Raw genomic sequence first — 26466 nt, 5'->3', positions numbered from 1 at the left:
TGCCGTATTTCACAAAATAAGTATGTAAATCAATGGTTTATGTTTCGATTCGGCTTGTGCGGGCGCGCATCGAGTCGACTAAGCCAGCCAGCGGCGCCTTGCGGACGGGTCAAAGTTGACTCGTTAGGCGTCAAGCTATTGAAATCAAAGAGAAACCCCCCGGGTCATTGTTGACCTGGCCGGGTCAGCAATGACCCGGCCGCTGGAGAGCGTCCGGTCCGTCAACGGAACTCCCTCGGTGATCCGCCTGCCAGCACGACGTCGCATTGGAGGCAGAGGGATACCTGCACACACGGGATAGGCGCGATACGCGCGCCACCGGACAACTGTTGGTACGGTCATCACTGCAGCAACGTACCTGGCAGTGCGAAACCATGAAACAAGCGCTGGGTGAACGGATTGTTGCTCTTGTCGGCAGTGATTCGGTAACGCATGCCGCCATCGCTCGCCGTAAAGCTGAGGTCGACGGTGGTAGCCGTTGCGCCATTGAGTCGTGCCTGACTCAGCAGGCGGAATAGCGACCATGAGCCCTTGTAGACCAGGCTGCTGCTGTTGCCATCACCATTGACCAGCGTCATGCGGCTTTCTGAGCTACCGCCGAGCGTGTTGGGCCAGATGACACCGACGGTCTCGCTGGGCCCGTGGTTATAGGTGATGAGTTGTCCTTGAAGATTCAATGTGCTGCTCCGCCGAGTGGGTGCCAGGCCAAGCGGCTCGAGCGTGAAATGCACGGCCATCGCACCGCGGCTGTTGAAGAACGCATCGCGGATCCGGTCGGCTGCCTCCAACTGCTTGGGCACATCGGTGCGCATCAGGTAGCCCCCGCGACGCTCCGAATAGAGCGCTTCCAGGTTGTCATCCAGGAACAGCTTCAGATACTTGTCCTTGAAGTCCTGCAACTTGCCTTGCGGCCCGAAGAAGGCTGTGAAATCGTCGACGGAGGCATCGGTGCGACTGTTCGGGTTGAACGGGTAGTAGTTCGCCAGGCGCTGGCTGTAGAAGCTGAAGACCTCGGCATTCCAGCGCTTTTCGAGTTCCCGCAGCGCCTCGATCAGCAGCACGTCGGAGGATTCGTCAGCCAGCTTCTTCACCTGGCGATTGAGGGGCTCAGGCAGGCCCGTAGCCACCCGATGCAGATTGCCGAACGGATCGGTGCCCCGCAGCGCAAAGCGGTCCAGCATCACCGCCAGCGCCGCCTTTCCCCGGTCCGGACTGTCCTGTACCTTCACCAACACATCCTGGACGCTGCCGATAGCCTGCATCGTTTCGTCCAGATAGGAAGGCTTCTCGCCCTTGGCTTCAAGCAACGCCGTCAGCGGCGTGAATGCCTGAGCAATCTTGGCGATATCCTGGGCCTCGCTGTCGGGACCACTCTTTGCCGCGGTGGCGGTGCCTTCGGTCCGCATCGCGTCAGACGTCGCTTTGGACGTCAGATTGGTGTTGTCGCGCACGGTTTCCAGAAGCCTGCGCAGGGGGGCCGCCGGGCTGTTGACTGCACCGAGTACGTTGGCTGCGGCGCCGATATCGTCGAAATTGGCGACCTCAAGTTGGTTGAGTCCGCGGCGCCAGTTCTCGATGAAGTCACGGCTGTACAGCGCACGAACACGCGCGACAAGCGCCTGCTTGTCGGCTTCCGAATAGTCGACATTCCGCCGTTCTCCCAGCGCCCATTGGTCAATGACGGCCAGCGCGGCGACATCCTGATTGCGCGGCTCGAAGTAGTTCCGATAGCCCTTGGCGGTCAGCAGCGCGTCGATGCGCGTGCCCGGGTTTTCGCCACCCTCGGCTGCCGCGGTTGTGGATTGGTAGACGATGTCATAAGCCGGACCGATCTCATTGCGTAGATCCAGCGGTGTCCGCAGGACGTCGCCTGCCTGGCTGCGCATCGCCATGTAGATGCGCTGCGGCAAAGGAATCTGCCGCAATTGCTGCTGCACATCGGAAATCCGGGCGGCGTACTGCGGGAGCGACACATCGGCATACTTCAGCGCGTAATCGAGATGGCTCGACAAGGCGCGTTGCACCGGCGCCTCGCCAGGAAATGCTGCCTGCCACGCCTTTCTCATCCAGTCTTCCACGAAGGGGGCGCGGCGGTTGGCCCGATCCTCGATCATGCGATACACCCGAAGGGCGCTGAGTTGGGTATCCGAACCGTCCGCTACGGCGTTCAGTTGCGTCATGACCCCGCCGGCCAATTGCGGCAGGAAGCGTGTCGAAAGCAAGCGCAGATAGGCTTCGTCCACCTTCGGGCCGATTTTGCGTCCTTGGTACAAACCCATGCCGGACACCAGCGGCCACGCTTCCCGGTAGTCGCCGTAGACGGCCACCGCATCGCGAAGCTGGTCCAGCGGCAGCAGCAGATTTCGTCCGGTCGGGTCCTGACCGCCGTCGATCGCATTGCTGGCGAACGTTCGGCTCTTCTCCAGCACACTCGCCACCTTTGCGCGGTTCACGCTGTAGTAGTGAGTCCAGCCGCCGATCACGACCGCGCTACCCAGCGCCGCGACGCCGAAGCCCACGGCCAGATTCCGTTTCTTGTCGGCCAGCACCTTCAGGTTGTCGCCGGCCAGGCCGGCTTCCGGGTAGATGACCCGCTGGAATACCTGCTGGGCAAAGTACACCATGGAGCGTCCCGCCGGCTGTGCCATGGGTACCAGCGTTCGCACACCGTAGGTCTGCGAGGCATTGTCGACGAAAGCGTTGTGCAGCAACCCCTGTTGGTGAACCGAAGAGAAATACACGCCTCGCGGCAAGGCGGGGGTGCCGTAGCGATCGCTGCCCAGTACGTCGTCGAGGAAATTGAAAAGCACGGTGCGCATGCCGGCTATCTGTCCCACAAAGGAGAACAGCGCTTCGCGTATCGGCAGCGACTTCGCATCGTTCAACACATCGAAGACCTGATTGTTCAGGCCATCGATGAAGTCGCAGTAGCGCTGGCTGAGTTCTGTCTGCCAGGCGTCGTACTGCCGCGCGGAATCCAGCGTGAAGGTGAACCCGAAGATGTCCTCCCGCTCCGCCTTCGGCAGCCTGGCGAAGAATTGCTCGAAACCCTCCAGCAAGTCGAATTTACTGAGGATGACATACAGTGGAGGACGCGTTCCGAGATGTCGGCTCAGCTCCGCCAGACGCGTACGCAACAGGACGGCCAGTGCCTTGCGCTCGCTGGCGCTCTGGCTCAACAGCGAGGGCAGATCGACGATCAACACCACACCGTTGAGTGGTCGCCGCGAGCGGTTCTTGCCCAGCCAGTCGATCAGATGCTGCCAGAGGCGGGCCCGAGTCTCGGGCGGCTCCCCGAGCTGCTCGGGCACCGGCGCTTCTTCAGCGTCGGTCGTCGATGCTGTCGCGGGAGCACTGTCCGAGTGTTCCCCTGCAGGAAACTGGCTGATCAACTCTCCGGGCGGGTCAATCAATACGGCCTGGTCGCCCATCCACCAATCGGTCCGGTAGATCAGGTCGGGGTCGACGAACGTGCCATGACCTCCAGCCTTGATCTCGCCCGTGAGCGAGAAGTTCTGGCCGCTACGGTTGATGAAGCTGGTCTTGCCGGCGTCCTCCTGCCCGAGCACGAGATACCACGGCAACTGATACAGGCCCTGGCGGCCTCGCAGGTGGGCGCGCAGCACCGCCAGGTTGGCGTCCAGGGACTTCTCCTGGGCGCGCATATGGACAAGCACGGGGTCTTCCTTCACGGCACGGGCTTGCTGACGCTCGGCCTCCAGCCGGCGGTTCCTGGCACGCAGTACCAGGGCCCAGGTCACCACGGGAACCATCAGCAGGGCAAGGGTCAGCCCGACCCGAGCGCCCAGGCTTGCCAGGGGATGCCGATCGCGCCAGGCCCACTGCGGCCCCAGCCACCAGATGGCTATCAACAGGAATAGCAGCCCCAGTACCAGCAGCAGTGGCATGCCGCCCTTGATCCAACGCAGTAGGGGGACGGCATATCGTTTGAGCAACGACCAGTATTTCATTTCTTCTCTCCTTGCGACTGGCTTCGTCTACGTTCGTTTTCCTGATGCGCCGGGACATGTTTGGCGAGGTGTTGGAACAGTTCAGGCTCCCATTGATCCACCGTGACGCCCTTCATCAACCGGCTGGCATTGGCATAGAGTTCTTCAGCCAGCCAATCCAAACCTCGCGACTTCAGCAGGTCAGCCGCAATCACGGTTGCGTGGCAACGATGACGCGGGCCGCTAGACGAGGCTTGGTGCGCCTGCAACCGGCGGAGCACCGGCTCAACGCCCTCGGTGTCCAACCGGCTGGCCAGCTCCTCGCGTAAATCCACGAACTCTTGCGGTGCACCGGCATCGGCAGACCGTGCTTCGGCGCTGCCGATCCAACCCAAGGTGTCGCTGTCGACGAAGGGCCGGCCATCGGCGAAGTGCAGGTCGCTCAAGCCCGGAATGCGCAGCAGGAAGCGTTCGGCTGCGTGACGGATGGCCTCCGCCACAGCCGGCATTTCCAGACGGGCCGCCATGGCCGCCGCAAAGAAGCTGCCTCGCAGCCAATAGGGCGAGCTGGTCACGCTCTTTTCCACGCGCCGCAACAACATCGGGCTGACCGAATTGGTCGAGATCGCCTCGCGATAGCCCTCCTCGGTATCGACCGGCACGCACATCAGTTCCGTGAGCTGGTCGCGCTTCGCGGGCGGTGCCGCGCGCAGGTGCGCCCATAGCGCGAAGCGCCGCAATTGATAGCTGGTCGGGTCGTATATGTCCTGCTCGTTGATGAAATCCGCCATTGCCAACAGCGTTCGGCGCCCCTCGCGTTCATCGCTGGACTTCGGCATTTCGCTCGGCTGGAAAAAGGCGTCGCTCAGCGCGTGCCCACCTTGCTGACCGTCACTCGGCTTGAGAACCACTGGCTCCGGGAACAAGGTGCTCTCGACATGCCGGTGCATCTGCGCTTCCAGCCGGGACAGCATCGATACATCCAACTGCGCAGCGACCGCTTTGGCCTGCAATCGGTCGAATGCCTGTTGTGCCTGATCCTGCAGCCCGGGGGTGTAGGTCTTCTGATCCAGCGTTTCCAATGCCTGGCTCAGTCGCTCCGCCAGCAAGGTGACCAGCTTGCGTTTGGCCAGCAGGCCACGCGGCCCGGGCTTCGGCTGGCCGCTTTCCCAGTAGCGCTCGACCATGCCGGCCAGCACCGACGTTGCTTCGGTCCAGTGGGGCCAGGTGCGGGGGCGAAGGCGGGCCGTGACCAGATGCCCCGCCACGCGGAAGTGCTTGCACCGGGTGCTCAGGTATTGACGCGAGGCTTCATCGACATAGGACCAGTCGATACTGGCTTCCTGCAGACTGCCGAGCTTGATCATTTCATGCTCGATGCCTTGATACGTTTCGTCTTCCTCATCGAATACACCGGCCGGCTGTTTGGCATCCAGCGGGCCTAGCAATGCGTCCAGATCCAGGTGAGGCAAGTTGATCACCAGTGACAGGCCTCACGCTGTTGTTTCATCAAGCTATGCAGGTTGGTTGCATCGAACAGCAGCCCGGAGAACGGCGCATAGTCGCTCTCGACCTGCAAGCGGCCGCCGGCCTTGACCAGGTATCTCAGTTGTTCGATGGCGACCAGGCCACGCCCCGCGTCCACGACCGTGCCGTCTTCCAGTACCTGCCACGGCACCGAGGCCGAGATGGGTTGCCCGTCCAACAGCAGTCGGATGTTCATCCGGTTGGGCGTGATCGGCTGGCTCTCCAGCAACTGCAGACGCGAGATGTTCGACAGGCAACTGATCGCCAGGATCGGCGGCGCGGTAGCGCCGCCCAACGCCGGGTTGGACATCACCACGCCCCACCGTCCCGGTACAGCCTCCTCTGTGCGCGACAGCCGGAATCCCGTCTCGCCCGCGGCACGTTTCGCCTCGTTGAGGCGGACCAGTTCGACGATCGTTGGCGGTTTCGCCGGTTTCTGGCTGTCGGCCGCTGCTGGAGCCTCGTTCTGTTGTGTGGCCGGAGTCGCTGCGACCGGTGCTGGCGGCGTTCCCGCAAGCGCATCGAAGCAGGCCAGCCGCTCTATCGCGGACACAATGGAGGTACAGGTTTTCATGGCTGCTGGGGTCGCTGCGGACGGACCGGCGGCGGTCCCCTGTTTGCCGGCGTCACATCCGGCCACGAGCGCTGCACAAACCAGTGCGATGCTCAGTGATCTCATGGTGCAGAGTCCTCCTGAAAAATGTTCCAGCGCTGGCATCTACGCGCCAGCGTTCGTTTGGGAATGCCCAAACTCTGTGCGGCGAGCGCGCGCGAACCGTTTGCTTGTCGCAGGCGTTCGCTTATCAGGTGGCATTCGAAAGCCGCCAGCGCGCCGGGCAGGTCGTTGGTTTCCCAGAGATCGTGCAGCGGCATCGTCGATGTGGCGGGGAGCGGGGGAGTTCGTGGGGCAGGGGGGCGCAGCTCGCGCAATGCCTGTGGCGCGATGGCCTTGCCGCGTTCGGTGCGCTCGGCTGCCACCAGTACGAGGTTGCGCAGTTCTCGGACATTGCCTGGCAGCGGGTGCATCTGCAGCATGCGCAACGCCTCGGGGCTGATGCCGGGGATGTGCCTCTGTCGCTCGCGGTTGTATTGCAGCAGCACGTGCTCGGCGAGAACGGGAATATCCTCCGGGCGCTCGCGCAGCGCAGGTACGTGCAGGCATTGCTGGCGGATGCGAAAGTACAGGTCCTCCCGAAAGCTTCCTTCGGCGATGCGTTGAAGCAATGGCTGGTGGGTCGCGCATATCAAGCGGAAATCGGAATAGCGCTCCTGTGTCGCGCCCACAGGGCGGTACCTCTTCTCGTTCAGCACGCGCAGCAGCCGGCCCTGCAGTTCCAGGGGCATGTCGCCAATCTCATCGAGGAACAGTGTGCCGCCGTCGGCCTCCGCCACGAGCCCTGCGCGCGCCTGGCTGGCGCCGGTGAAGGCGCCTCGCTCGCTGCCGAACAGCTCCGCCTCGATCAGATCCTTGGGGATGGCCGCGCAGTTCACCGGCACGAACTTGCCTTGGCGGCTTCCTGCCTGGTGAATGAGCCAGGCCGCATGATCTTTGCCTGCGCCAGTTTCGCCGGTGACCAGGATGGCCAGGTTCGAATCCGTCATTCCCAGCATGTCGCTGCGCAGTTCGCGGACCGCCGGGCTCACGCCGACGAACTCCGCCGCCAATAGCCTGGCTGCTCGCTCGCGTGTGCGGGTATGCGCCTGCGCACGCACTGCGTCGGCTGAGCGGGCCCGCGCCGCATCCCCCTGGTTCTGCTGAAGTCCGGAGAACAGGCGCTCATGGATTTGCAGCAGTGCCTGCCAAAGCGCTGACTGGCGCAATGCGTGCAGTGTCAAGGGAGCGCCGAGCAGCGCCAAGACCGCGAAGGCATGCTGATTGGTGTCGCGCAACGGCAGGATCCAGGCGCCGTCTCCAGGCATGAAGTGCTCGCGCAACCGCTCGAAAGCGCTGCCCACGCCGACCATATCGGTGATGCGCTCGACCTCGCAGGGGTGGCCACTTACCAGGCTATAGACCAGGGGGTTGTCTAACTCGTCCATATCCAGCTCCGGCAGAGCAGACGCGTTTTCCGGCACGCAGGTCAGTGGCCGCAAGCAGTCACTCGTCTGATCCAGGCGATAGCACATCCCCAGGCGCAACAAGCCGCTATCCACAGCCGCTTGCAGGATCACTGTTGCCAGCTCGTCGGGGTGTGCCGCCCAAGTCATGTCGCGCGCGATGCCCGCGACCTCGAGCGGATTCAGTTGCCGCGGTGGCGTCATTCCACGACGGCCTCGAAGGCGCTGCCGCTCCACGACAGCTGGGCACGCCGGAAGGCTGCGCCCTCGGCGAGGCGCTGCAGGACGGACAAGGACAGTGGCGGCAACAACTCGCCGTCGATGCTCGCATCCAGCATGCGTGCACCGTTCTGGTGGCGGGTGCAGCGCTTGCGCAGTTCCTCGCTGGCGCTCGCGGACACCGACAAGGTGGCGTTATAGCGCTGGACGAACTGCGTCATCAGCCGTTGCAAGCGGCTTTCCACGATGTCCCCGAGCACGCGATCGTCCAGATAGCGATAGGGCACGACCTGCATTCTCGCCAGCAGCGCCGGCTTGAAGAATTGCGAGAGGCGCTCCCGAAGAGCGGCCTCGTCCTGGTCGGTCAGTTCGTCTTCCGGTTGATCGAATCCCAGGTTCGAGGTCAGGAAGAACAGCACATTCTTGCAGTCGATCAATCGCCCCTCGCCGTCGGCCAGCTCACCTTTGTCGAAGGCCTGATAGAAGATGTTCAGCACGTCCGGGTGAGCCTTTTCGACCTCATCGAGCAGGACCACGGAATACGGCTGTTTGCGGATCGCTTCGGTCAGCACGCCACCCTCGCCATAGCCGACGTATCCCGGCGGCGCGCCGAGCAGGCGTGACACGGTGTGCTTCTCCTGAAACTCGGACATGTTGATCGTCGTCAGGAACTGCTTGCCGCCGAACAGCGCATCGGCCAGGGCCAGTGCGGTTTCCGTCTTGCCTACGCCGCTGGGGCCTACCAGCAAGAAGGCGCCGAGCGGCGTGCCAGGCCGCCGGAGGTCTGCCATCGCGGTCAGCAGATGCCGGTGAATGTGCTCGATTGCGGCGTCCTGCCCTTTGACCCGTTCCCGTAGCGTCTCCGGCAAGCCTCGGAGGCGCGTCATCTGATCGCTGCTGATGGTTGTCGCCGGAATGCCGGTCCAGTCAGCGATGACCTGCGCGACCTGCTCACGGCCTACCTCCGCGTGAAGCAGCGCGCCCGCGCGTTGCAGCGCCGCCAGCTCAATCACCTTGGCGGATAGTTGTTCGGAGCGCTCATCATCGTCCGGGGCGTCGTCGGCCGCCAGAGACGACCGCAGCGTCCGGATTTCGTCCACCAACGGCTTCTGGCATGACCATGCGGTTTGCAACGCATCCATCTTGCGCTGAACCTCACGGCGCGCGTTGTCCAGTACCTCGAGCCGTTGCGCGTCAGTGTGCAGGCCGGCACGCTGATCCCGTTGCAGCAGCGTCGACTCCGTGTCGATCTGCAAGAGCTCATGTTCCAGCACCCGCAATTGCCTGGGCGACTCGGCAAGTGCGGTTGCTACCCGCGCGCACGCCGTGTCAAGCACGTCGACGGCCTTGTCGGGCAACTGCCGTCCCGACAAGTAGCGCGCCGAAAGCCCGGCAGCGGCCTGTAACGCGTCGTCGGAGATGTAGACCCCGTGAGCGCGCTCGTAGGTGTTCCGTAGCCCCCGCAGGATGTGGACGGCCGTCTCGGGGCTCGGCTCGTCGAGCTTGACCAGCTGGAAGCGTCGGCTAAGTGCCGCATCCTTCTCGAAGAATTTCTTGTATTCCGACCAGGTGGTGGCCGCGATCGTGCGGAGTTCTCCCCGGGCCAGCGCCGGCTTGAGCAGGTTGGCGCCGTCGCTGCCGCCAGCCGCATTGCCCGCACCGATCAGCGTGTGTGCTTCGTCGATGAACAGGATGATCGGCGTGGCGGAGGTCTTCACTTCGTCGATAACCGCTTTCAGCCGTTTCTCGAACTCGCCCTTGACCGACGCGCCGGCCTGTAGTGCGCCCAGGTCCAATCCCCACAGCGTGACGGAGCGCAGCGGCTCAGGCACGTGCCCCTGGACGATGCGCAGTGCCAGGCCTTCGATGACCGCGCTTTTGCCAACGCCGGCATCGCCCACGACGATGGGGTTGTTCTTGCGGCGGCGCGACAGGATGTCGATCATCAGATCGATTTCTCCATCGCGGCACAGCACCGGGTCCAGGCGTCCCTCACGCGCCTGGGCGGTGAAATCATGGCCGTACCTGGCCAGCGCCGAATCGGTCGCCGCGACGATGGGTGACTGGACACGTTCCGACGCCTGGGGTGTTTCCGCCGAATTCGCGACCAACGACAGGAATTCCTTGCGCCAGGCTTCCCGGTTGACGCAGTCGAACAGACGCACGGCGGACAGCGGCAGATAGCGACCCGGGTTGAGCAATGCGGCCAGGAAGAGGCTGCCGCTACGGATTGCGTCCTGGTTCCATTCCAGCGAACCCAACAGCCATGCCTCCTGCAACAGTTCGACCAGCAACGGCGAGAACGCGGGGTATTGCCCTCCCGTGGATGCCTGGTTCGGGAAGTTGGCTGATAGCGCCTGACGCACGGCGCCCAGATCCAGCCCGGCCTCGCGCAAAAGCAACCGGACATCCCCCAACGGCAGGTCCACCAGCTTGAGCAGCACATGCGGCACTGTGACTTCGGCGCCTTGCTGGCTGATACAGAGGCTCGCGGCCTCTTCCAGGGCTTGTCGAGAGGGGGGATTCAAGCGGTCGAAGACTGCCGAGAGTTCAATTCGGATCATGAAGCACAGCCCATCAAGGATGGTTGGAAACGAGGCGTGCAACGTCAGGACCGAAGTTGCACGCAGATATATCAGCGGTGCGGGGAATGGTTGGCCCATTAAGGAAACACAATATTGCCAATTAGTAAATGAGAAATTTATTTTCTTGTGTGCGGGGAATTATTAATAAATGTCACATTTTTTCTGTCTCGTTATTTGGGGTTAATTTCTTGATTGATCTGATGGAAATTTCGGACAAATCTTATTGACGGTGCAATGGGGCAGGCTTAATTATTCAGGCGGGCCGCGTATGTCTGAATATGTCTGGTAAGCGCTTCTGGGAGCCATGTTTTCTGAGAGGCATGGAATATCTTGGGGCGATTCCCCAAGCAGATCTCGAACCAGGTTGGTCATGCTGCGGTTTACGGCTGAGAGCGAATTTCCAGCATCCTCAAGAGAAAAGGATAAGGAGTATTTATGGCGAAGAGCACGGCATCGGTAGCCCCGAAGGAACGAATCAATATCAAATATGTTCCGGCAACAGGTAATCAGCAGGCGGAGATCGAACTGCCTTTGAATATGCTGGTGATTGGTGATTTCAAGGGGCGCGAAGAAGAGACTGCTATTGAAGACAGGCCGGTGGTGCGTGTGGACAAGGACAACTTCAACGATGTGCTCAGCGAGGCGGGCGTGGCGTTGAAAACTGCCGTTCCCTTGCGCCTCGGAAATGCCAACGCTGACGACACGCTGACCGTCGACCTTCAGTTCAAGCACATCAGGGATTTCAATCCTGATTCAGTCGCCCAGCAGGTGCCCGAGTTGCGCAAGCTCCTGGAACTGCGCGAGGCGCTGGTAGCCCTCAAGGGGCCCATGGGTAACGTGCCCGCGTTCCGCAAGCAGTTGCAGGCCCTGCTCGGGGATGAGGCGGCGCGGAACAAGCTCGCGCAAGAGCTGAGCCAGGCGCTCAAGGGCTCGTCCGACTGATGTGCCTCCTGCGGCACATCACACCTTCCCATATCTCCGCGGCTTCAAGGAAACGAACATGAAAACCGAACGCGCTGTTGCCCAGGCTGAAGCGGCCCAATCCCAGGGGCTGCTCGAACAGATCATGGCGCAGACGCGCATCGAGCCCAATCACGAGGGCTATGCCGTCGCCGAACGCGGCGTTGCTGCGTTTATTGCCGAAATGCTCAAGACGGATGATCGCGATCAGCCCATCAGCAAGCTGCTGGTGGACGGCATGATTGCCCGGATCGACGAGCAACTCACCGTCCAGATGGACGAGATTCTCCACGATCCGTCGTTCCAGAACCTGGAGTCCCACTGGCGCCAACTCAAGCTTCTGGTCGACAACACCGATACACGCGAGAACATCAGGATCGGCTTCATGCATGTCGGCAAGGCCGAGTTGCTGGATGACTTCGAGGGAGCCGGCGATATCACCCGTAGCGGCCTCTACAAGCATGCCTACACGGCGGGTTATGGCCAGTTCGGCGGTGAGCCGGTGGGCTGCATGGTCAGCAGTTACACCTTTGGCCCGTCGGCGCCGGACATCAAGCTGCTTAGCTACGTGGCAGCGGTCGGCGCCATGGCCCACGCGCCGTTCCTGGGTGCTGCCGGTCCCGAGTTCCTGAATGTGGAGAACTTCCAGGAGCTGCCCAACCTGAAGGAAATCAGCGACATCTTCGAAGGCCCTCGTTTCGCCAAATGGCGTAGCCTGCGCGAATCCGAGGATGCGCGCTACCTGGGCCTGACCATGCCGCGCTTCCTGCTGCGCCAGCCGTACGACCCGTTGGACAACCCGACGCGTACCTTTGTCTACCGCGAAGGCGTCGACGGTAGCCACGCCAATTACCTGTGGGGCAACACGTCGTTCCTGCTCGCCAACCGCATCACCGACAGCTTTGCCAAATACCGCTGGTGTCCGAACATCATCGGCCCGCTGTCCGGCGGGGCGGTGGATGATCTGCCAGTCCATCTGTATGAATCCCTCGGCCAGTGGCAGGCCAAGATTCCCACTGAAGTCCTGGTGTCGGACCGCCGCGAATTCGAACTCGCCGAAGCCGGTTTTATCCCTCTGACCATGCGCAAGGACAGCGATAACGCTGCATTCTTCTCCGCTAACTCGGTGCAAAAGCCCAAGCTTTTCCCGAAGACCGAGGAGGGCCAGGCCGCGCAGACGAACTACAAGCTCGGCACGCAACTGCCGTACATGTTTATCGTCAACCGGCTGGCGCACTATCTGAAGGTGCTGCAGCGCGAGCAAATCGGTAGCTGGAAGGAGCGCCAGGACCTTGAACGCGAGCTGAACAACTGGCTCAAGCAATACATCGCTGACCAGGAAAGCCCCTCGGCTGACGTGCGCAGCCGCCGCCCGCTGCGGGCGGCCCGCGTGATCGTGCAGGATGTGGCCGGCGATCCGGGCTGGTATCAGGTGTCGCTCGCGGTGCGTCCGCACTTCAAGTACATGGGTGCCAGCTTCGAACTGTCCCTTGTCGGCAGGCTCGACAAGGAATAACGAGAGCCTAGGCCATGCCGAGAACGCTCGGACAGGGAAGTTTGTTCGAGCGGCTCGATCCCGATCTCGCGCCGCGACGTCTGCGGACGAGCCAGGATCTGGCCGCCGAACGCATCCAGGCTATCAAGCGGCATCTCGAGTGGGTACTCAATGCCCGGCAAGGTTGTTCGTCAAGCAGTCCTGAATTGGGGCTGCCCGATTTCAACGATGTCGCGGTCGGCAGCGCCGATCTGCGGCACCGTTTGGGCGAGCACATCCATGCCGTGGTCAGCGAGTTCGAGCCACGGGTCAAGGTGACCCGCGTTCAGCCACTCACGGATGCCATGCGCCCGATGGATTTGCACTTCCGGCTGCACTGCCTGGTGCCGGTTCGCAACGCACACGAAAGCATCGAGCTCGACCTGGTACTTCAGCATCACAACAGGATCGCGCGGTTCACCTGACCCGCCGCGCGATCCGCAATGGAAAGTCGTTGCCATGACATTACGCCGCAAGTTCCGAGAAGAGCTCGACTACTTACGTCGCTTCGGCCGCGAGTTTTCCCGTGACAATCCGCAACTGTCCCGCTTCCTTGGAGGGGAAGGCGCCGACCCCGATGTCGAGCGCCTGCTCGAAGGATTCAGCTTCCTGACCGCCAAGCTGCGGCTAAAAATCGAAGACGATCTGCCTGAGCTGACTCACTCGATGCTGCAACTGCTGTGGCCGAACTACCTTCGGCCGCTGCCGAGCTCGACCATCGTCTGCTTCGAGCCGGTCGAAACCGCGATCACGCAGCGGCAAACCGTGCCCAAGGGAACCGTTGTGTTGTCCCGCGCGGTGGATGGCGTCCAGTGCCGCTTTCGCACCTGTGCGGATGTTCACCTGTTGCCGCTCAAGATGACCCGGGTGAGCGATGCCCACTCGCGAGAAAAGTCGATCCTGACGGTCGAGTTGTCGTTCCTGACCGATAACCCGCCCAGCCTCATGGACTGCGATCAACTGGATTTCCAGCTCAGCGGCGATGACACCACGGCGCAGACCCTCTATCTCTGGTTGGCCCAGTACCTCGACAAGGTCAGGGTAGACCTTGACGGCAAGGCATTCTCCCTGCCCAACCGACAGGTCGAGTTTCCTGGGTTCGCCCAGGATGAAGCCCTGCTGCCGTATCCGAAAAATGCCTTCGACGGCTACCGGATATTGCAGGAGTACTTCGTTTTTCCCCAGCGCTTTCATTGTTTCCGGTTGAGCGGCTTGGCGCCGTTCTGGCCGTCCACCAGCCAGGAGACCATCCGGATCGAGTTCCACTTCAGTCGGCCGATGCCACCGGGCATTCGCCTGCGCGATGGCGACCTTGCCCTGTATTGCACCCCCGCGGTCAACCTGTTCGCCCATGACGCCGAGCCGATCAGGATAGACGGCAAGGTCGCTCAACAGCCGGTTTATCCAGCGGGGCAGCGGCCGCTAGCCTACGAGATTTTCAGTATCGACGAAGTCCGGGGCCTGCGCCGCGACGCTGATGGGCGGCGTGGCGATCGGCTGCGTACCTTCCGGCCATTCGAGTCGATGGCGCACGAAGTCGAGCATGCCGAAGGTCGTACCGCGATCTACTACCGAACCCACATAGGCAACGCGCTTGACGGCAGTGGTCTCGACCACGCCGTTTCCTTCGTGCGCGCCGACGAAAGCGAGTATGTGGACCAGACCGAAACGGTTTCGCTGTCGATTACCTGCACCAATCGCGACCTTCCGCTTGCACTGGACGTGGGCGATATCTGCGAAGGATCGGAAAGGGCGCCATCCTACAGTCGTTGTCGCAACATCACGCGTCCGACGCCGTCCTATCGCCCGGTGCTGGACGGCGATCTTCAGTGGAGCCTGATCTCCAACCTGTCGCTGAATTATCTGTCACTGCTCTCGGCCGAACCACTCAAGGCAGTCCTGCGAGCCTACGACTTCGCCGCGCTGCATGACATCCAGCATGCGCGGGCCAGCAGCAAGCGCCTGGCGGGCATCGGCGAGGCCGAGACCAAGCCGATGGACTGGCTCATGAAGGGTCTGCCCATCCGTGGCTTGAAGACGGTGCTGCACCTGGATCAAGACGCCTTCCTGTGCGAGGGGGACCTCTATCTGTTCGGCAGCGTGCTGAGCCACTTCCTGGCGCTCTACGCCAGCATCAACTCCTTCCATGTGCTGGAAGTCATCAACACCAGCAACAACGAGCACTACCAATGGCCATTGCAGATCGGCAAGCAACCCCTGATCTAGCCGTCGCCGATGCCGTGCTCGCCAGCGCGAAGGCCTACGACTTCTTCCGCTTGCTGGAGCAGTTGCATGCGCTGCACGGTGACGACCTGGAAGCGAGCGATCCGCTCGGGGATGCCCATTGGCGCATCCGCCTGAGCAGTTCGGCGGGACTGGCATTTCCGGCGTCGGACATCAGCTTCGCCGCGCGTATGCCCGACGGCTCGGCCAGCGACTACCAGATACAGGCCAACTTCTTCGGGCTGCACGGCTCTGACTCGCCGCTGCCGGGCTACTACCTGGACCGTCTGGCCTATGAGCATGGGCAGGGTATCGGCATTCGTCCGGCCTTTCTCGACTTCTTTCACCACCGTCTGCTCACGCTGCTGCACCGGGCATGGCGCAAGTACCGCTATCACATCCGCTTCCGCAGCGAAGCCAGCGATGGCTTCTCCCGCTATGTATTTGCCCTCGTCGGCCTGGGCAACGACGACTTGCGCGGCGCGACACCGTTGCCCTGGAGCCGTCTGCTCAGTTTCGCCGGCTCCATCATCAACCGCAGCCGCTCCGCGTCGATGGTCGCGGGCATCGTGGCCGATTGCTTCGCGCTGAAATCCGTGCAGGTGCGCGAGTTCGAGATTCGTTACGTCGACATCCCGTCAGGTCAGCGTTTGTCGCTGGGCAAGCGCAATGGCGAGGTCGGCGGCAGCTTCGTGATCGGCAAGCGGGTGCGCGCCTGCCACAACAAATTCACCGTCGTCATCTCCGATCTCGACCAGGAGCGCTTCCGCCACTTCCTGCCCAGCGGGGAGGACTTCGCACGCCTGCGCAAGCTCATGGAATTCCTGCTGCGTGACCCGATGGCCTTCGACCTGGAACTGCGACTTCGCCCGGCGGAAGTCGAGTCCTTCAATCTGAGCAGGGAGCGCGGCTCGCAGCTTGGCTGGACCACTTTCGTCAACGGTGATGACGCCACTCGAACCCCCGTGCGTATCAAGGTGCGACTATGAACACGCCTACTCCTACAACAAGCCAGACGTCGGCAGACACGCAGCGCCTCGAACTCATCGTTGCCAATACCCATGCCCTGCGCGCCGGCAGCACTGCACGGCATCGCTTCGGTCACGCGGGCGGCACCATCGGCAGCCGCGGCGCCGACTGGCTGCTCGATGACGGTCAAGGCCAGGTGCAGGCGATTCACTGCGAGATCGCCTGGATCGACAACAGTTACTGCGTGCGCGACCAGAGTGGCGCCACCCGCGTCAACGACGCCGAGACACCGTTGCGGCGCGGCTCGGCCGCACGTCTGCGCGACGGCGACATGCTGCATATCGGCGCCTACCAGGTCACCGTCCATCTTCAGACGTCCGAGCCGCATCTGCTCAACAGCCAGCCGCTGCAGCAGCGTTCGGTGGGTGAGTTGCTCAACGAGCCAAGCGCTGGCCTTCACCCGGTGGCCGACGCCGACAGGCTGCTGGACGCGGGGGTGCGCAAGCCCGATTTCAGCGCCTTCGATGACCTCGCGAGGGAGCACCGTCCCGCGGACGAACGCGACCCGCTGGCCGCCCTGGATGCCGAGCAACTGCGGCGCGAGCCGGGATTCGGCGTCGCCCCGCTGGACCCTACGAACTACGGACTCAGTGCCAGCCAGACCCAGGCCAACCACGCCCGTACCCGATTCGAAGCCGTGTCCGGCTCACCCAAGACCTTATCTGGAGAATCCACGATGCCGCAGTCCTACTCGCGAGCCGTCTCGACCGGCGACGCCAATGCCCTGATCCAACCCTTGGTGGAAGGGCTTGGGGCCTCGGTCGGCGTGGTCGATCCTCAGATGGGGCATGCACTGTTGCAGGAGATCGGCAGGACGTTGAGCGCGGTCATTCACGGTATCACTGCCTTGCAGCATGCCCAGGACGGCAAACGGCGCAATCTGGCACCGCTTGCCCGCACGCTCCAGCCCATCGAGGACAACCCCTTGCGCCTGGGGCTGGGCTACCCGGAGACCGTACGCGCATTGTTCTCCAGTGAGCGCAGCGTCGTGCACCTGTCGCCGTCCGCCGCCGTGGAGGAAAGCCTCGCCCAGGTTCAGCGGCACCAGGCCGCGCTGATCGAGGCCATTGAGGCCAGCCTCCAGGCCCTGTTGCGTGCCTTCTCGCCGGAGCAACTGCAGCAGCGTTTCCAGCGCTATCGGCCGGCCCAGGTCCAGCCATCCGAGGGAGCGGACTGGAGCTGGCAGATGTACACCCACTACTACAACGAGCTGGCATCCTCTCGCCAGCAAGGTTTCGAGAAACTGTTCTGGGAAGTCTTTGAACAGGCCTACGACCGAGCGCTGCGCCAGGAGCCGCGATGAAGCGGCTCGTCTGCGCGCTGATGCCACTGCTGATGCTCACGGGATGCAGCACCGTCGGCAATGTTTTCAAGAAGACGGGGCAGGTGCTGATGGACCCATCCATCCAGGTGGGCGTCGATGATGACCAGCCGACCCAGATCGGCCTCAGCCTGTACGCCGACCACGACGTCAATCCCAATGGGCAGCATCAGGTGCCCGGGTTCGATGCGACCGATGAGCAGGATGCAGAGGACGGCCCCTACGCGGTGCGTTTCGTCAGCGCCAACAAGCCCGAGCTCCTCGAAAACCTGCAACTGTTGCTCGAGCAGCTGCGCACCGGCGCCGATGCTTCCGCCTTTGTCGCGAGGCCCGCGGCCGGTGTCGGCGCGCCGTCCGCGCATCCGCGAGCCGGGCAGTCGAGCGAGCAGGTGATCGTGCCTCCGTTACCGAATACGGGGATCGTCGGTCCGCAGGGCCTCGAACTGGGGCAGTACGACGCCAATGGTCGCCGTCACAGCTTTGCGCCGTCGACCGCCCGGTCGAGGTTGGCCAAGCCCCCCGGAACCCCCATCGCCTTCAAGGTCGTGCAACTCAGGGACGACTCCGTGCTGCTCAATGCAGACCCTGATCAACTGCGCAAAGACCTGAAGAAGACCCTGGGCAGCACCTACCTGGCCGCCGACGACTACCTGTTGTTGCCTGGACAGTTCAAATTCGTGCCCTTCGGCGAGGTCCGCGACGGCACGCGCTTCATCGCCGCAATTGCGGACTTCCACGATGGGAACGCGGTGGCCTGGAAGCAGGTCATGCCGATCGAGCCCAAGGGCCACAAATATTCCTTGCTGGTCAAGTTGAGCGAAACGCGTGTGAGCCTGACGCGCGAGGGGCGACCCGCGCTACCCGCCACCCCCGTACCGGCTGCCTGCCCCGTGCCTGCCGCACCCATCGAGAAAACCGTCAGGCGGCGGCCTTCGAAGTTGCCGGCAGCGGCGGCTGTCCCGCCGCTGCCGGCGGAGCCGTTGCCTGCGCCTCCGGCCCTGCAGGCCGCTTCCAACCCATCCCGAATCCAGGTAACGCCATGACCTCACGCAACGCCGTTCTCTGGGGAGAAGGACTATTCGTCCAACCCCAGCACTTCCAGCAGCAGGCGCGAGCCGCCGAGTACCACGCCAACCAACGCCTGAACAGCGTCAGCGACCATCTATACGGCTTCAGCGAGCTGGAACTCAACCATGAGTACCTCGCCTTCGGCAAGGTGGCCATCGTGCGGGCGCGTGGCGTGATGCCCGACGGTACCGTCATCGACATTCCCGGCGAGCAGCCGGCGCCAGAGCCCCTGGCGATCACCGACGCCAGCGTGGCCAATCAGACGGTCTACCTTACGTTGCCGCTCAAGCAGGACAGCGGCCTCGAAGTCCGCTGGCCCGATACGTATGCCAACACGCGCTACGTGGCCCGAACGGAGGCGGTGCGCGACACGCACAGCCTCGAAGGCGACCACCAGCCGGTGGACCTCGTTGTCCCCAACCTTCAGTTCGCACTGGAGCAGCAGGACCGAAGCGCCTTCACCGGCATCGCCATGTGCCGCATTCTCGACCGCCGCCCCGACGGTAGCCTGGTGCTGGACGACAGCGGGTTCTATCCCACCAGCCTGTCCGTGAACGCCATCGCGCCGTTGCATCGCTTCGTCGGCGAGGTGGCCGGTCTGATGCGCGAGCGCGCCAAGAACATCGCGGAACGCATCGGCTCCGCAGGGCAGTCGGGCGTGGCCGACATCACGGACTTCAACCTGCTGCAAGTCATCAACCGCCTGCAGCCCTGGTTCAGCTACCTGTCGCGCAAGCGGCATGTCCATCCCGAGGATCTCTACGTGGCCTTCATCCAGGCCTGCGGTGAACTGGTCACCTTCACCGACGAGGGCCGTCTGCCACAGGAGTACCCGACCTATCAGCACGACGATCCGCGCGCGTCTTTCCGCATCCTCATGGATACCCTGCGACGGACTCTCAGCACCGTGCTCCAGCCGCGCGCGGTGTCGCTGCCGATTATCGAGCAGCGCTACGGTTCGCTGACTGCGGAGGTGCGCGATCGCACGCTGATCGAAGGTGCGGAATTCGTGCTCGCCGTGCGTGCGCGGATGTCCGCGGACGACCTGCGTCAGTTGTTCGTCCAGCAAGCCAAGGTCACCTCCATGGAGCGCCTCGGCGAACTGGTCAGTCTGCAACTGCCCGGCATCCCGCTCAAGCAGTTGCACGTGGCGCCTCGCTATCTGCCGTATCACGCCGGTTTCATCTATTTCGAACTCGATCGGACGCATCCGGCGTGGCAGGTCATGACGCAACAGACATCCGGCTTCGGCTTCCACGTCGCCGGCGACTTCCCTGAACTGGAAATGCAGTTCTGGGCCATCCGGAGCCAATGACATGACCACGACCGTTCCCCTCGACGACCCGCGCACGCTGCGTTCGCGCCCGGCTCCCGGCCATGCCGCCGCGGACGAGCTCAGCAAGACTGTCGGCTACCAGCGAATCGAACAGCTCAACGGCGACCCGGACCTGAGTTTCCAGTTGCGCGGCCATGGCTGGAACCCACTGGTGGACGGCGCGCAGCCGCTGCTGGGCCTGGTGATTCGCCTGCGCCGGCTGGAACGCTGCGACGACATCGGCAAGCTCTATCAAACCGTGCGTGACCAGATCAGCGCGCTGGACGAGGAAATCCGCCAGCACAGCTATGACAGTGCCACTCAACTGGCTTTCCGTTATGCGTTGTGCGCCTTCATCGACGAGGCCGTCATGGCTACCCCTTGGGGCGGCTCCGATTCGGTATGGGCCAAGCGCTCACTGCTCAGCCACTTCCATAACGAAACCTGGGGCGGCGAGAAATTCTTCACCGTGCTCACCCGCATGCTCGTGGAGCCTGCCAAGTACCGCGACGTACTGGAATTCAAGTACCTCTGCCTGTGTCTGGGCTTCACCGGAAAGTACGGTGTGCGTAACAACCGCGATGAGTCACTCAACAACATCATCGACCGATTGCACCACGTGTTGCGCGGTTTGCGTGGTGACGTCCCGGAAAAGCTCACCGATGGCGGCCGGAATATCGCCACACGCCGCTACCGGCTCGGTGGGCAACTGCCGTGGTGGACGCCCTGGGCCTGCGCGCTGGTGCTGCTGTCCGGCGCGTATGCCTACTTCAGCGTTCAGTTGGACAGCAGCACCGGGCAGGTGCTGCGCGCGCTGGACGCCACTCTCAAGCGCTAGTTCCAGGCACCCCAAGGAGGATCGCCATGGTCAGGACGTGGAACCGTTACGGCGGTATCAAGACGGATGACGTCGATATCGAAACGCACCTCGCGGCTGGCGTCATGGCGGCCCACGGGTTCTGGATGGCGCGCTACGCCGAGCGCGAGCAATGGCTGCGCCATTGGCTGCGCGTGCAGGTCCGCCACTGTCTGACTGATTTTCTACCGGGAGATCGAACGCGGCTCGCGTCGGTCCATCCCGGTGACTTTTCTACCGATTGAGGAGCACACCCATGCCTCGACAATCCGATATGCGCTTCACCTTCAAGGCGGGGGGCCTCGAGTTCGATGTGGTTTCGTTCGAGCTGGAGGAAGGACTGAGCCAGCCGTTCATGCTGTCGGCCGACCTGACCAGCACCGATCCGTCGATCGACTTCTCGGCCGTCCTCGATCAGCTCGCGCAGCTCACCATCTGGCGCGCCGACCAGCCCGTGCGCTACGTCCACGGCCTGGTCAGTGACTTCGAACAAGGGGAAACCGGCTTTCGCCGCACTCGCTACCGTGCCGTGGTTGAGCCCAAACTTGCGCGCACCGGCCTGTGCGCGGACTGGCGCGTCTTCCAACGGCAGAGCGTGCCGGACATTCTGTCTGCAGTGCTCAAGGAACACGAGATCACCGACTACGAACAGTTGGTGACCGAGACGCATCTGCCGCGTGAATACTGCGTACAGGCAGGTGACAGCGACTTGCATTTCCTTGCCAGGCTGGCTGCGGAAGAGGGCTTTTATTACGCCTTTTCCTTTGCCGATGCCAGCCACCACCTGGTGCATGGAGACAATCTCTACATCTTCGGCTCCATCGACGGCGGTCCGGTCGAATACAACGCCACGCCAGGAGGCGATCAGCCCACGCCGGCGCTCCGCCGCTTCCGCTACGGCGAGCGCGTGCGCACTGCGCGGCAAACCCAGCGCGACTACACGTTCAAGCACCCGGCCTATAACCAGGAGCATCAACACGACGGCGCGCAGCTCGACCATCAGGGCAAGGACTACGAGGTCTACCATTTCCCCGGCCGCTACAAGGAAGACGCGGCGGGGCAGCCCTTCACGCGGACCCGCCTGCTCGGGCTGCGCGGCGACGCCCGTACCGCAGAAGTGGAAGGCGACGACGCGCGCCTGGTGCCCGGCCTGGCCTTCGACCTCACCGGTCATCCGCGCGCCGACCTCAACCGCGGCTGGCGGCCCCTGCGCATCAAGCATCGCGGCGTGCAGCACACCAGCCAGGCCGAGGAAAGCGCAGACGCGGAACTGGGCACTCACTACAGCTATACCGCCGAGCTGATTCCCGATGATGTGGAATGGCGTCCTCAGCCGATAGCCAAACCGCGCATCGACGGCCCGCAGGTCGCCATCGTCGTCGGCCCGCCGGGCGAGGAAATCCACTGCGACGAGTGGGGCCGGGTCAAGGTCCAGTTCACCTGGGACCGGCAGGGCAAGTCCGACGAGCACAGCTCGTGCTGGATCCGCGTTTCGCAGAACTGGGCCGGTGCCACCTGGGGACACATGGCCATCCCGCGTATCGGCCAGGAAGTGCTGGTGGGCAATATCGACGGCGATTGCGACCAGCCTTTGATTATCGGCAGGACCTACATGGCCCTGCAGTTGCCGCCGTACGAGCTGCCGCGGCACAACATCCTCAGCACGATCAAAAGCAAGGAGCACAAGGCCGGCCGCAACAATGAACTGCTATTCGACGACACGAATGGCGAGATCAGCGCCACACTGCGCAGCGACGAGGGGGCCAGCGCCCTCCACCTGGGCTACCTGGTCCATCCGCGTCCGGGCGGCGGCAAAGCGCGCGGCAAGGGCTTCGAGCTGCGCACCGACGAGCACGGCGCCGTGCGCGCCGGCTCAGGCCTGCTGTTGACCACCGAGCCGCGCCCGCACGCCAGCGAGCACCACAAGGACCTCAAGGAGACCGCCGCCCGTCTGGACGTGGCTGGCGAGCAGCAGGAGGGCTTCGGCACCCAGGCACGCGAAGTACAGGCGCAGGAAACGGGCGACCAGGATGCGGTCGCCAACGCCCTGCAAAAGCAGCACCAGGGCATCCTCGGCAGTGGTCCAGGCGACCCGGCCAGCAACAACTTTCCCGAGTTCGCGCAGCCGTACGTCGTCGTCGCCAGCCCGGTGGGTATTGCGACCAGCACGCCTGGCTCGACCCATATCGCCAGCGGCGAACACATTGCGCTCAGCAGTACGGAACATATCAGCCTGACCAGCGGCAAGCGGCTGCTCGCCAGCGCCAGCCGTGGCATGCGCTTGTTTGTACAGAGCCTGGGCTATCGCCTGGTGGCCGCGGCGGGGGACATCGATATCCGCGCGCTGAAAGACAGCATCAACCTGCTGGCCAAGCTCAACATCACTCACACCGCTGACCGCATCACGCTGAACGCCAAGACGGAGCTGGTCATCAACGGCGGTGGCAGCGCAAGCGTCTACAACGCGGGTGGGATTACCCACCAGACCAGCGGCCGTTATACCGGCCACGCGGCCCAGTTCAGCTACACGGGCCCGAAAAATCGCGCGGCCAGCTTCCCGGCGCCGCCCAAGCCCAGCGAGGGCAATCTGGAACTGTTCAATCGATACATCAGCCGTTTTGCCAATGGTGTCGGCATCAGCGAGGGGGCCTACGAAGTGGAGGACGCCACGGGCAAGGTTTTCAAGGGATCTCTCGACAAGGCCGGGCACAACGTGGTCGCAGGTGCAGTGCCTGGACCCGCTCGCGTGCGGTTTGGCGCGGATCCCGCCAACACCATGTCGGTGGCCAACTATTTCGGTACGGCAGCCTGGCCTGAGGCTGAGGTTGCGGGAAGCTCGCAACGGTCGATTGCCTTGGCAGGAGGGGTGATTGCAGCCAAGGGCGCCGCAGAGCCGATCTCTGCCACTGGCCTCATGGGCAGCGTGGGCACGGCGGTGGCCAGCCTTATGGTTGCTGGCGGGAAACTCGCAGGCACGCTGACGTCCGCGCCTGGCCTGGGTCAAATTGCGCCTGTTCTGGGCCAGCTCGCAGGGGCCAGGAACATGTTGTTGAGCGCCGCAGGCAGCAAGATCCAGGACTGGGTGCCTCCGCTTGCTGAAGCGGATCGCTGGCTGACCGGTGCCGGTGCCACCCCAGCCTACGTGAAAACCACGACGAAGGCGCGCGACCCGATGGCGATGATGCGCACGCCGGGAATCCGCGCATGAAGCGGCCGAGTCTTTTCACGTTCTGGGCCGCGATGGATCTGCTCTACCTTGCGCGCTACCTCTGGCTGAACGTAGTGGAAGGCAACATTCCGTTCGTTGCGGACATCCTTCGTCTCCAGAACCTGGAGCAGCCCACATGGCATGCCCCTCTGACAACTAGCTTGTCACTGGGGCTGACCTGCTTCATCGCGGTGACGGCTTATCTGTTTCTCACCAACAGCTGGGCAGCACGGCCGATGGCTTATGTCCAGATTCCGTTTCGTCTGCTGCTGGCCGTGCCGTCGCTGTCATTCATTCCCTGGCTGCTGAACCTGTTCGGTTCACACAGCCTGGTGCTGAACATCGCACTCCTGATCGCCTCAGAAAGCGTGAAGGTGTTGACCCTCTATCGCAGCGGCCGCCTCGGTGGCCGTGCGAATCAACGGCCATCTTGAGGGAGCCCCATGCCGCGCCACCTCACTGTCTTCCTATGCCACGTGGCACTGCTACCGCGGTGCCGCGTCACGTTCAACCCCGTGAGTACACGTTGATGGATACGACCAGCAACACCGCATCCCCCGCCCGCGAAAGGCAGATTGCCGTCGTTCCGGTGAATCAGATCCAGCCGGCAGACGTCGCGCTCAGTATCAAGGCCTTCGATGACTGGCTGGTCAGTATCAGCGGCGGCGCCGTCACGTTGGAGCGTCTGCGCAGTGCCGCCGGGAACGTGCCAGTGCTCGGCAATATCCTGTCCTTGGTCGATGGCCTCGGCGACCTCGTCACCTTGGTGCAAGCGCAGACACGCACCACCTTCGACTGGGCAACGCTGGGCATCAACCTCATTGGCCTGACTCCGGCGGCCGGCACCGCGCCGGCTCGCATGAGCCTGCGGCCGGCGTTGTTCCTTGTGCGCCAGGAACTGCGGCAGAGCGGGGGCCTCGGCGAGTCGGCTTTCAACTCCCTGGCCACCCACCTCAATGCCAGCATCAAGGGCGAACTGGACGACTTCGTGCAACGGACCCAGGCCGCGTTGCCCGGGTTCATCGAGGAGGCCGCGACCCTGGGGCAGGGGCTGGTGCTGGACCTTGCCGCCGGCCTCGACGCGCTCGCCGTTGGCGTGCCGGTGGGAAGTGACGTGACAGGGCCCGCGTCGTTTTCCACCGCAGGCGACGCTTGGCGCGATCCCACCCGTGTGTTCGCGAATGGCTACGATGCGGCGCTCCTCTTTCACAAGAGCGAGGCGAAGGCCCGCCTTGGCAAGGCTGGCGGCCCGTTGTCGGCGCATGCGCGCGGCGTGCTGCAGTCCCACATCGCGGCGCTGCGCCGCTTTGCCCCGGAACTCGCCGCGCAGATCCGGCGGTTGGCCGATCCGACCTTGGAGCAAAGCATCGGCTGGATCATTGCGCAATGGCAGCGCGCGCTCGCTGCAAGAGGTCCTCGCCTGGGGCAGAGCGCCAATGTCAAGCTCGATACCACCAGCATCAGCAACCAGGCGCGACCCGGGCAACCCCTCGAGGCACGAGGTGCCGAATGCAAGGCGGAGCAGGACCCGAGCGATTGCAAGAGCGGCACCTGCACTGGCACCGGCAGCAATATCAGCTTTGCCACGGGCAGCGAGTCGCTCACACATACCGACTTCATCCTGCCTGGCCCGTTCCCCATCGCCTGGACTCGCAGCTACCGCTCCAGCCAGGCCGCCTATGACAGTGGAGAACTCGGTGCGCGCTGGACGACTGTGTACACCAAGCGCTTCGACTTGGCAGGGGAGCGCCTGCGCTATCACGGCGCCGATGGTCGCAGCCACGATTACCCGTTGCCGACGGTAGGGCAACACCATGAGGACCGCATCGAAGACATTACCCTGGTGCGTGTTGATGATCGCACGCTCGTGTTGTGTCGCGGCTATGAGCGCCGCGAGACCTATCGCCGCGATGCTGACAGCTTCCAGCTGGTGCAGATCGAGTTGCGCGGAGGCGCTGGCATGCTGCTGGCTTACGAGCACCGTGTTGGTAGTCGCGCGGTGCTGTCGGACCTGATCACCTACCAGGACGACCCCAGTCAGCCGCACACCCACCTGGGCACTCTGGTGGACGAGGCTGGCCGCATCACCGGTCTGTGGCTGATGGGCGAGCACGAACCACAGCGTCGCCTGAGCCTGTACCGATACGACGAAGCGGGCGACCTCATCCTGGCCCAGGACGAGAACGCTGCCGCATGGACCTACCAGTACCAGCATCACCTGATCACCCGCTACACGGACCGCACCGGCCGCGGCATGAACCTGGTGTGGCAGGGAGAGGGCGCGGATGCTAAAGCGGTGCGCGAGTGGGCCGATGACGGCAGTTTCGACACCCGCCTGGAGTGGGACGAGAACATTCGCCTTACCTACGTGATCGATGCCCACGGCCAGGAGACCCGACACTACTACGACAGCCTCGGTTACACCTACCGCATTGTTCACCCGGACCAGCGCTCGGAATGGTTCTTCCGTGACAGTGCCAAGAACGTTGTCCAACACATCGACAGCGCAGGCCATGTCAATCGCTTTGCGCACGATGAGAACGGCAACCTGCTGGAGCACATCCGTGCGGACGGCACCACCGTGCATTACGCGTGGGATAGCAAAGACCAGCT

General features: G+C 63.2%; 18 protein-coding genes. 13 read left to right on the top strand and 5 right to left on the bottom strand.

What is annotated here, in order from left to right; all coding sequences use genetic code 11:
- Window positions 1-341: 341 nt before the first annotated feature.
- Genes tssM through tssH form a run of 5 tightly spaced genes read right to left on the bottom strand, consistent with a single transcriptional unit; the run spans window position 342 to window position 10318 of the window.
- Entirely contained in the window at window positions 342-3971 is a 3630-nt protein-coding gene (gene tssM, locus DIE11_RS34720) for a type VI secretion system membrane subunit TssM (RefSeq protein WP_124629747.1), read from the bottom strand.
- Window positions 3968-5422 (bottom strand): type VI secretion system protein TssA, encoded by a 1455-nt coding sequence (gene tssA / locus DIE11_RS34715; protein ID WP_221622485.1) that lies wholly within the window; start codon window positions 5420-5422, stop codon window positions 3968-3970. The genes tssM and tssA overlap by 4 nt, the downstream gene beginning before the upstream one ends.
- A gap of 5 nt (window positions 5423-5427) precedes the next feature.
- Window positions 5428-6156 (bottom strand): type VI secretion system-associated protein VasI, encoded by a 729-nt coding sequence (gene vasI / locus DIE11_RS34710; protein ID WP_221622484.1) that lies wholly within the window; start codon window positions 6154-6156, stop codon window positions 5428-5430.
- Window positions 6153-7739, bottom strand: coding sequence for a sigma 54-interacting transcriptional regulator (locus DIE11_RS34705; protein WP_124629745.1), 1587 nt, complete (start codon window positions 7737-7739; stop codon window positions 6153-6155). Before DIE11_RS34705 ends, vasI begins: the two co-directional genes overlap by 4 nt.
- Window positions 7736-10318, bottom strand: a complete 2583-nt coding sequence (tssH, locus tag DIE11_RS34700; protein ID WP_124629744.1) for a type VI secretion system ATPase TssH — start codon at window positions 10316-10318, stop codon at window positions 7736-7738. The genes DIE11_RS34705 and tssH overlap by 4 nt, the downstream gene beginning before the upstream one ends.
- Window positions 10319-10774: 456 nt before the next feature.
- Between tssH and tssB the strand changes: the two genes are divergently transcribed.
- From tssB to DIE11_RS34635, 13 genes are all read left to right on the top strand, one after another.
- A complete protein-coding gene (tssB, locus tag DIE11_RS34695; protein ID WP_059604056.1) occupies window positions 10775-11281 on the top strand; it encodes a type VI secretion system contractile sheath small subunit in 507 nt (168 codons plus the stop codon).
- Window positions 11282-11339: 58 nt separating this feature from the next.
- A complete protein-coding gene (tssC, locus tag DIE11_RS34690; RefSeq protein ID WP_124629743.1) occupies window positions 11340-12815 on the top strand; it encodes a type VI secretion system contractile sheath large subunit in 1476 nt (491 codons plus the stop codon).
- 14 nt (window positions 12816-12829) lie between these two features.
- Window positions 12830-13258, top strand: coding sequence for a type VI secretion system baseplate subunit TssE (gene tssE, locus DIE11_RS34685; protein WP_059604050.1), 429 nt, complete (start codon window positions 12830-12832; stop codon window positions 13256-13258).
- 34 nt (window positions 13259-13292) lie between these two features.
- Window positions 13293-15059, top strand: coding sequence for a type VI secretion system baseplate subunit TssF (gene tssF, locus DIE11_RS34680; protein WP_124629742.1), 1767 nt, complete (start codon window positions 13293-13295; stop codon window positions 15057-15059).
- Window positions 15023-16045, top strand: coding sequence for a type VI secretion system baseplate subunit TssG (gene tssG / locus DIE11_RS34675; RefSeq protein WP_124629741.1), 1023 nt, complete (start codon window positions 15023-15025; stop codon window positions 16043-16045). The genes tssF and tssG overlap by 37 nt, the downstream gene beginning before the upstream one ends.
- On the top strand, window positions 16042-17388 hold the full coding sequence (tagH, locus tag DIE11_RS34670) for a type VI secretion system-associated FHA domain protein TagH (RefSeq protein WP_124629740.1): 1347 nt from the start codon (window positions 16042-16044) through the stop codon (window positions 17386-17388). Before tssG ends, tagH begins: the two co-directional genes overlap by 4 nt.
- Complete coding sequence (tssJ, locus tag DIE11_RS34665) at window positions 17385-18449, top strand: type VI secretion system lipoprotein TssJ (RefSeq protein WP_124629739.1); 1065 nt, start codon at window positions 17385-17387, stop codon at window positions 18447-18449. Before tagH ends, tssJ begins: the two co-directional genes overlap by 4 nt.
- Window positions 18446-19789 (top strand): type VI secretion system baseplate subunit TssK, encoded by a 1344-nt coding sequence (tssK, locus tag DIE11_RS34660; RefSeq protein WP_124629738.1) that lies wholly within the window; start codon window positions 18446-18448, stop codon window positions 19787-19789. The genes tssJ and tssK overlap by 4 nt, the downstream gene beginning before the upstream one ends.
- Window position 19790: 1 nt before the next feature.
- A complete protein-coding gene (gene icmH / locus DIE11_RS34655) occupies window positions 19791-20627 on the top strand; it encodes a type IVB secretion system protein IcmH/DotU (protein WP_059682931.1) in 837 nt (278 codons plus the stop codon).
- Window positions 20628-20653: 26 nt separating this feature from the next.
- Window positions 20654-20890 carry a hypothetical protein gene (locus tag DIE11_RS34650; protein WP_124629737.1) on the top strand — a complete coding sequence of 79 codons (237 nt, stop codon included), beginning with the start codon at window positions 20654-20656 and terminating at the stop codon, window positions 20888-20890.
- An 11-nt stretch (window positions 20891-20901) separates the two neighbouring features.
- Window positions 20902-23853: a type VI secretion system Vgr family protein gene (locus DIE11_RS34645; protein WP_124629736.1), complete on the top strand. Its 2952-nt coding sequence runs from the start codon at window positions 20902-20904 to the stop codon at window positions 23851-23853.
- On the top strand, window positions 23850-24287 hold the full coding sequence (locus DIE11_RS34640) for a hypothetical protein (RefSeq protein WP_124629735.1): 438 nt from the start codon (window positions 23850-23852) through the stop codon (window positions 24285-24287). The genes DIE11_RS34645 and DIE11_RS34640 overlap by 4 nt, the downstream gene beginning before the upstream one ends.
- 95 nt (window positions 24288-24382) lie before the next feature.
- Window positions 24383-26466: DUF6531 domain-containing protein (locus tag DIE11_RS34635; RefSeq protein ID WP_221622483.1), on the top strand; the 2084-nt coding region annotated here is incomplete at its 3' end.

Origin of the sequence: Burkholderia sp. Bp9012 (genome assembly GCF_003853825.1) — a bacterium.
Taxonomy (GTDB): Bacteria; Pseudomonadota; Gammaproteobacteria; order Burkholderiales; family Burkholderiaceae; genus Burkholderia; species Burkholderia diffusa.
Note: the sequence above shows the minus strand (reverse complement) of the source record. Positions and strands in the feature narration are given on the sequence as shown.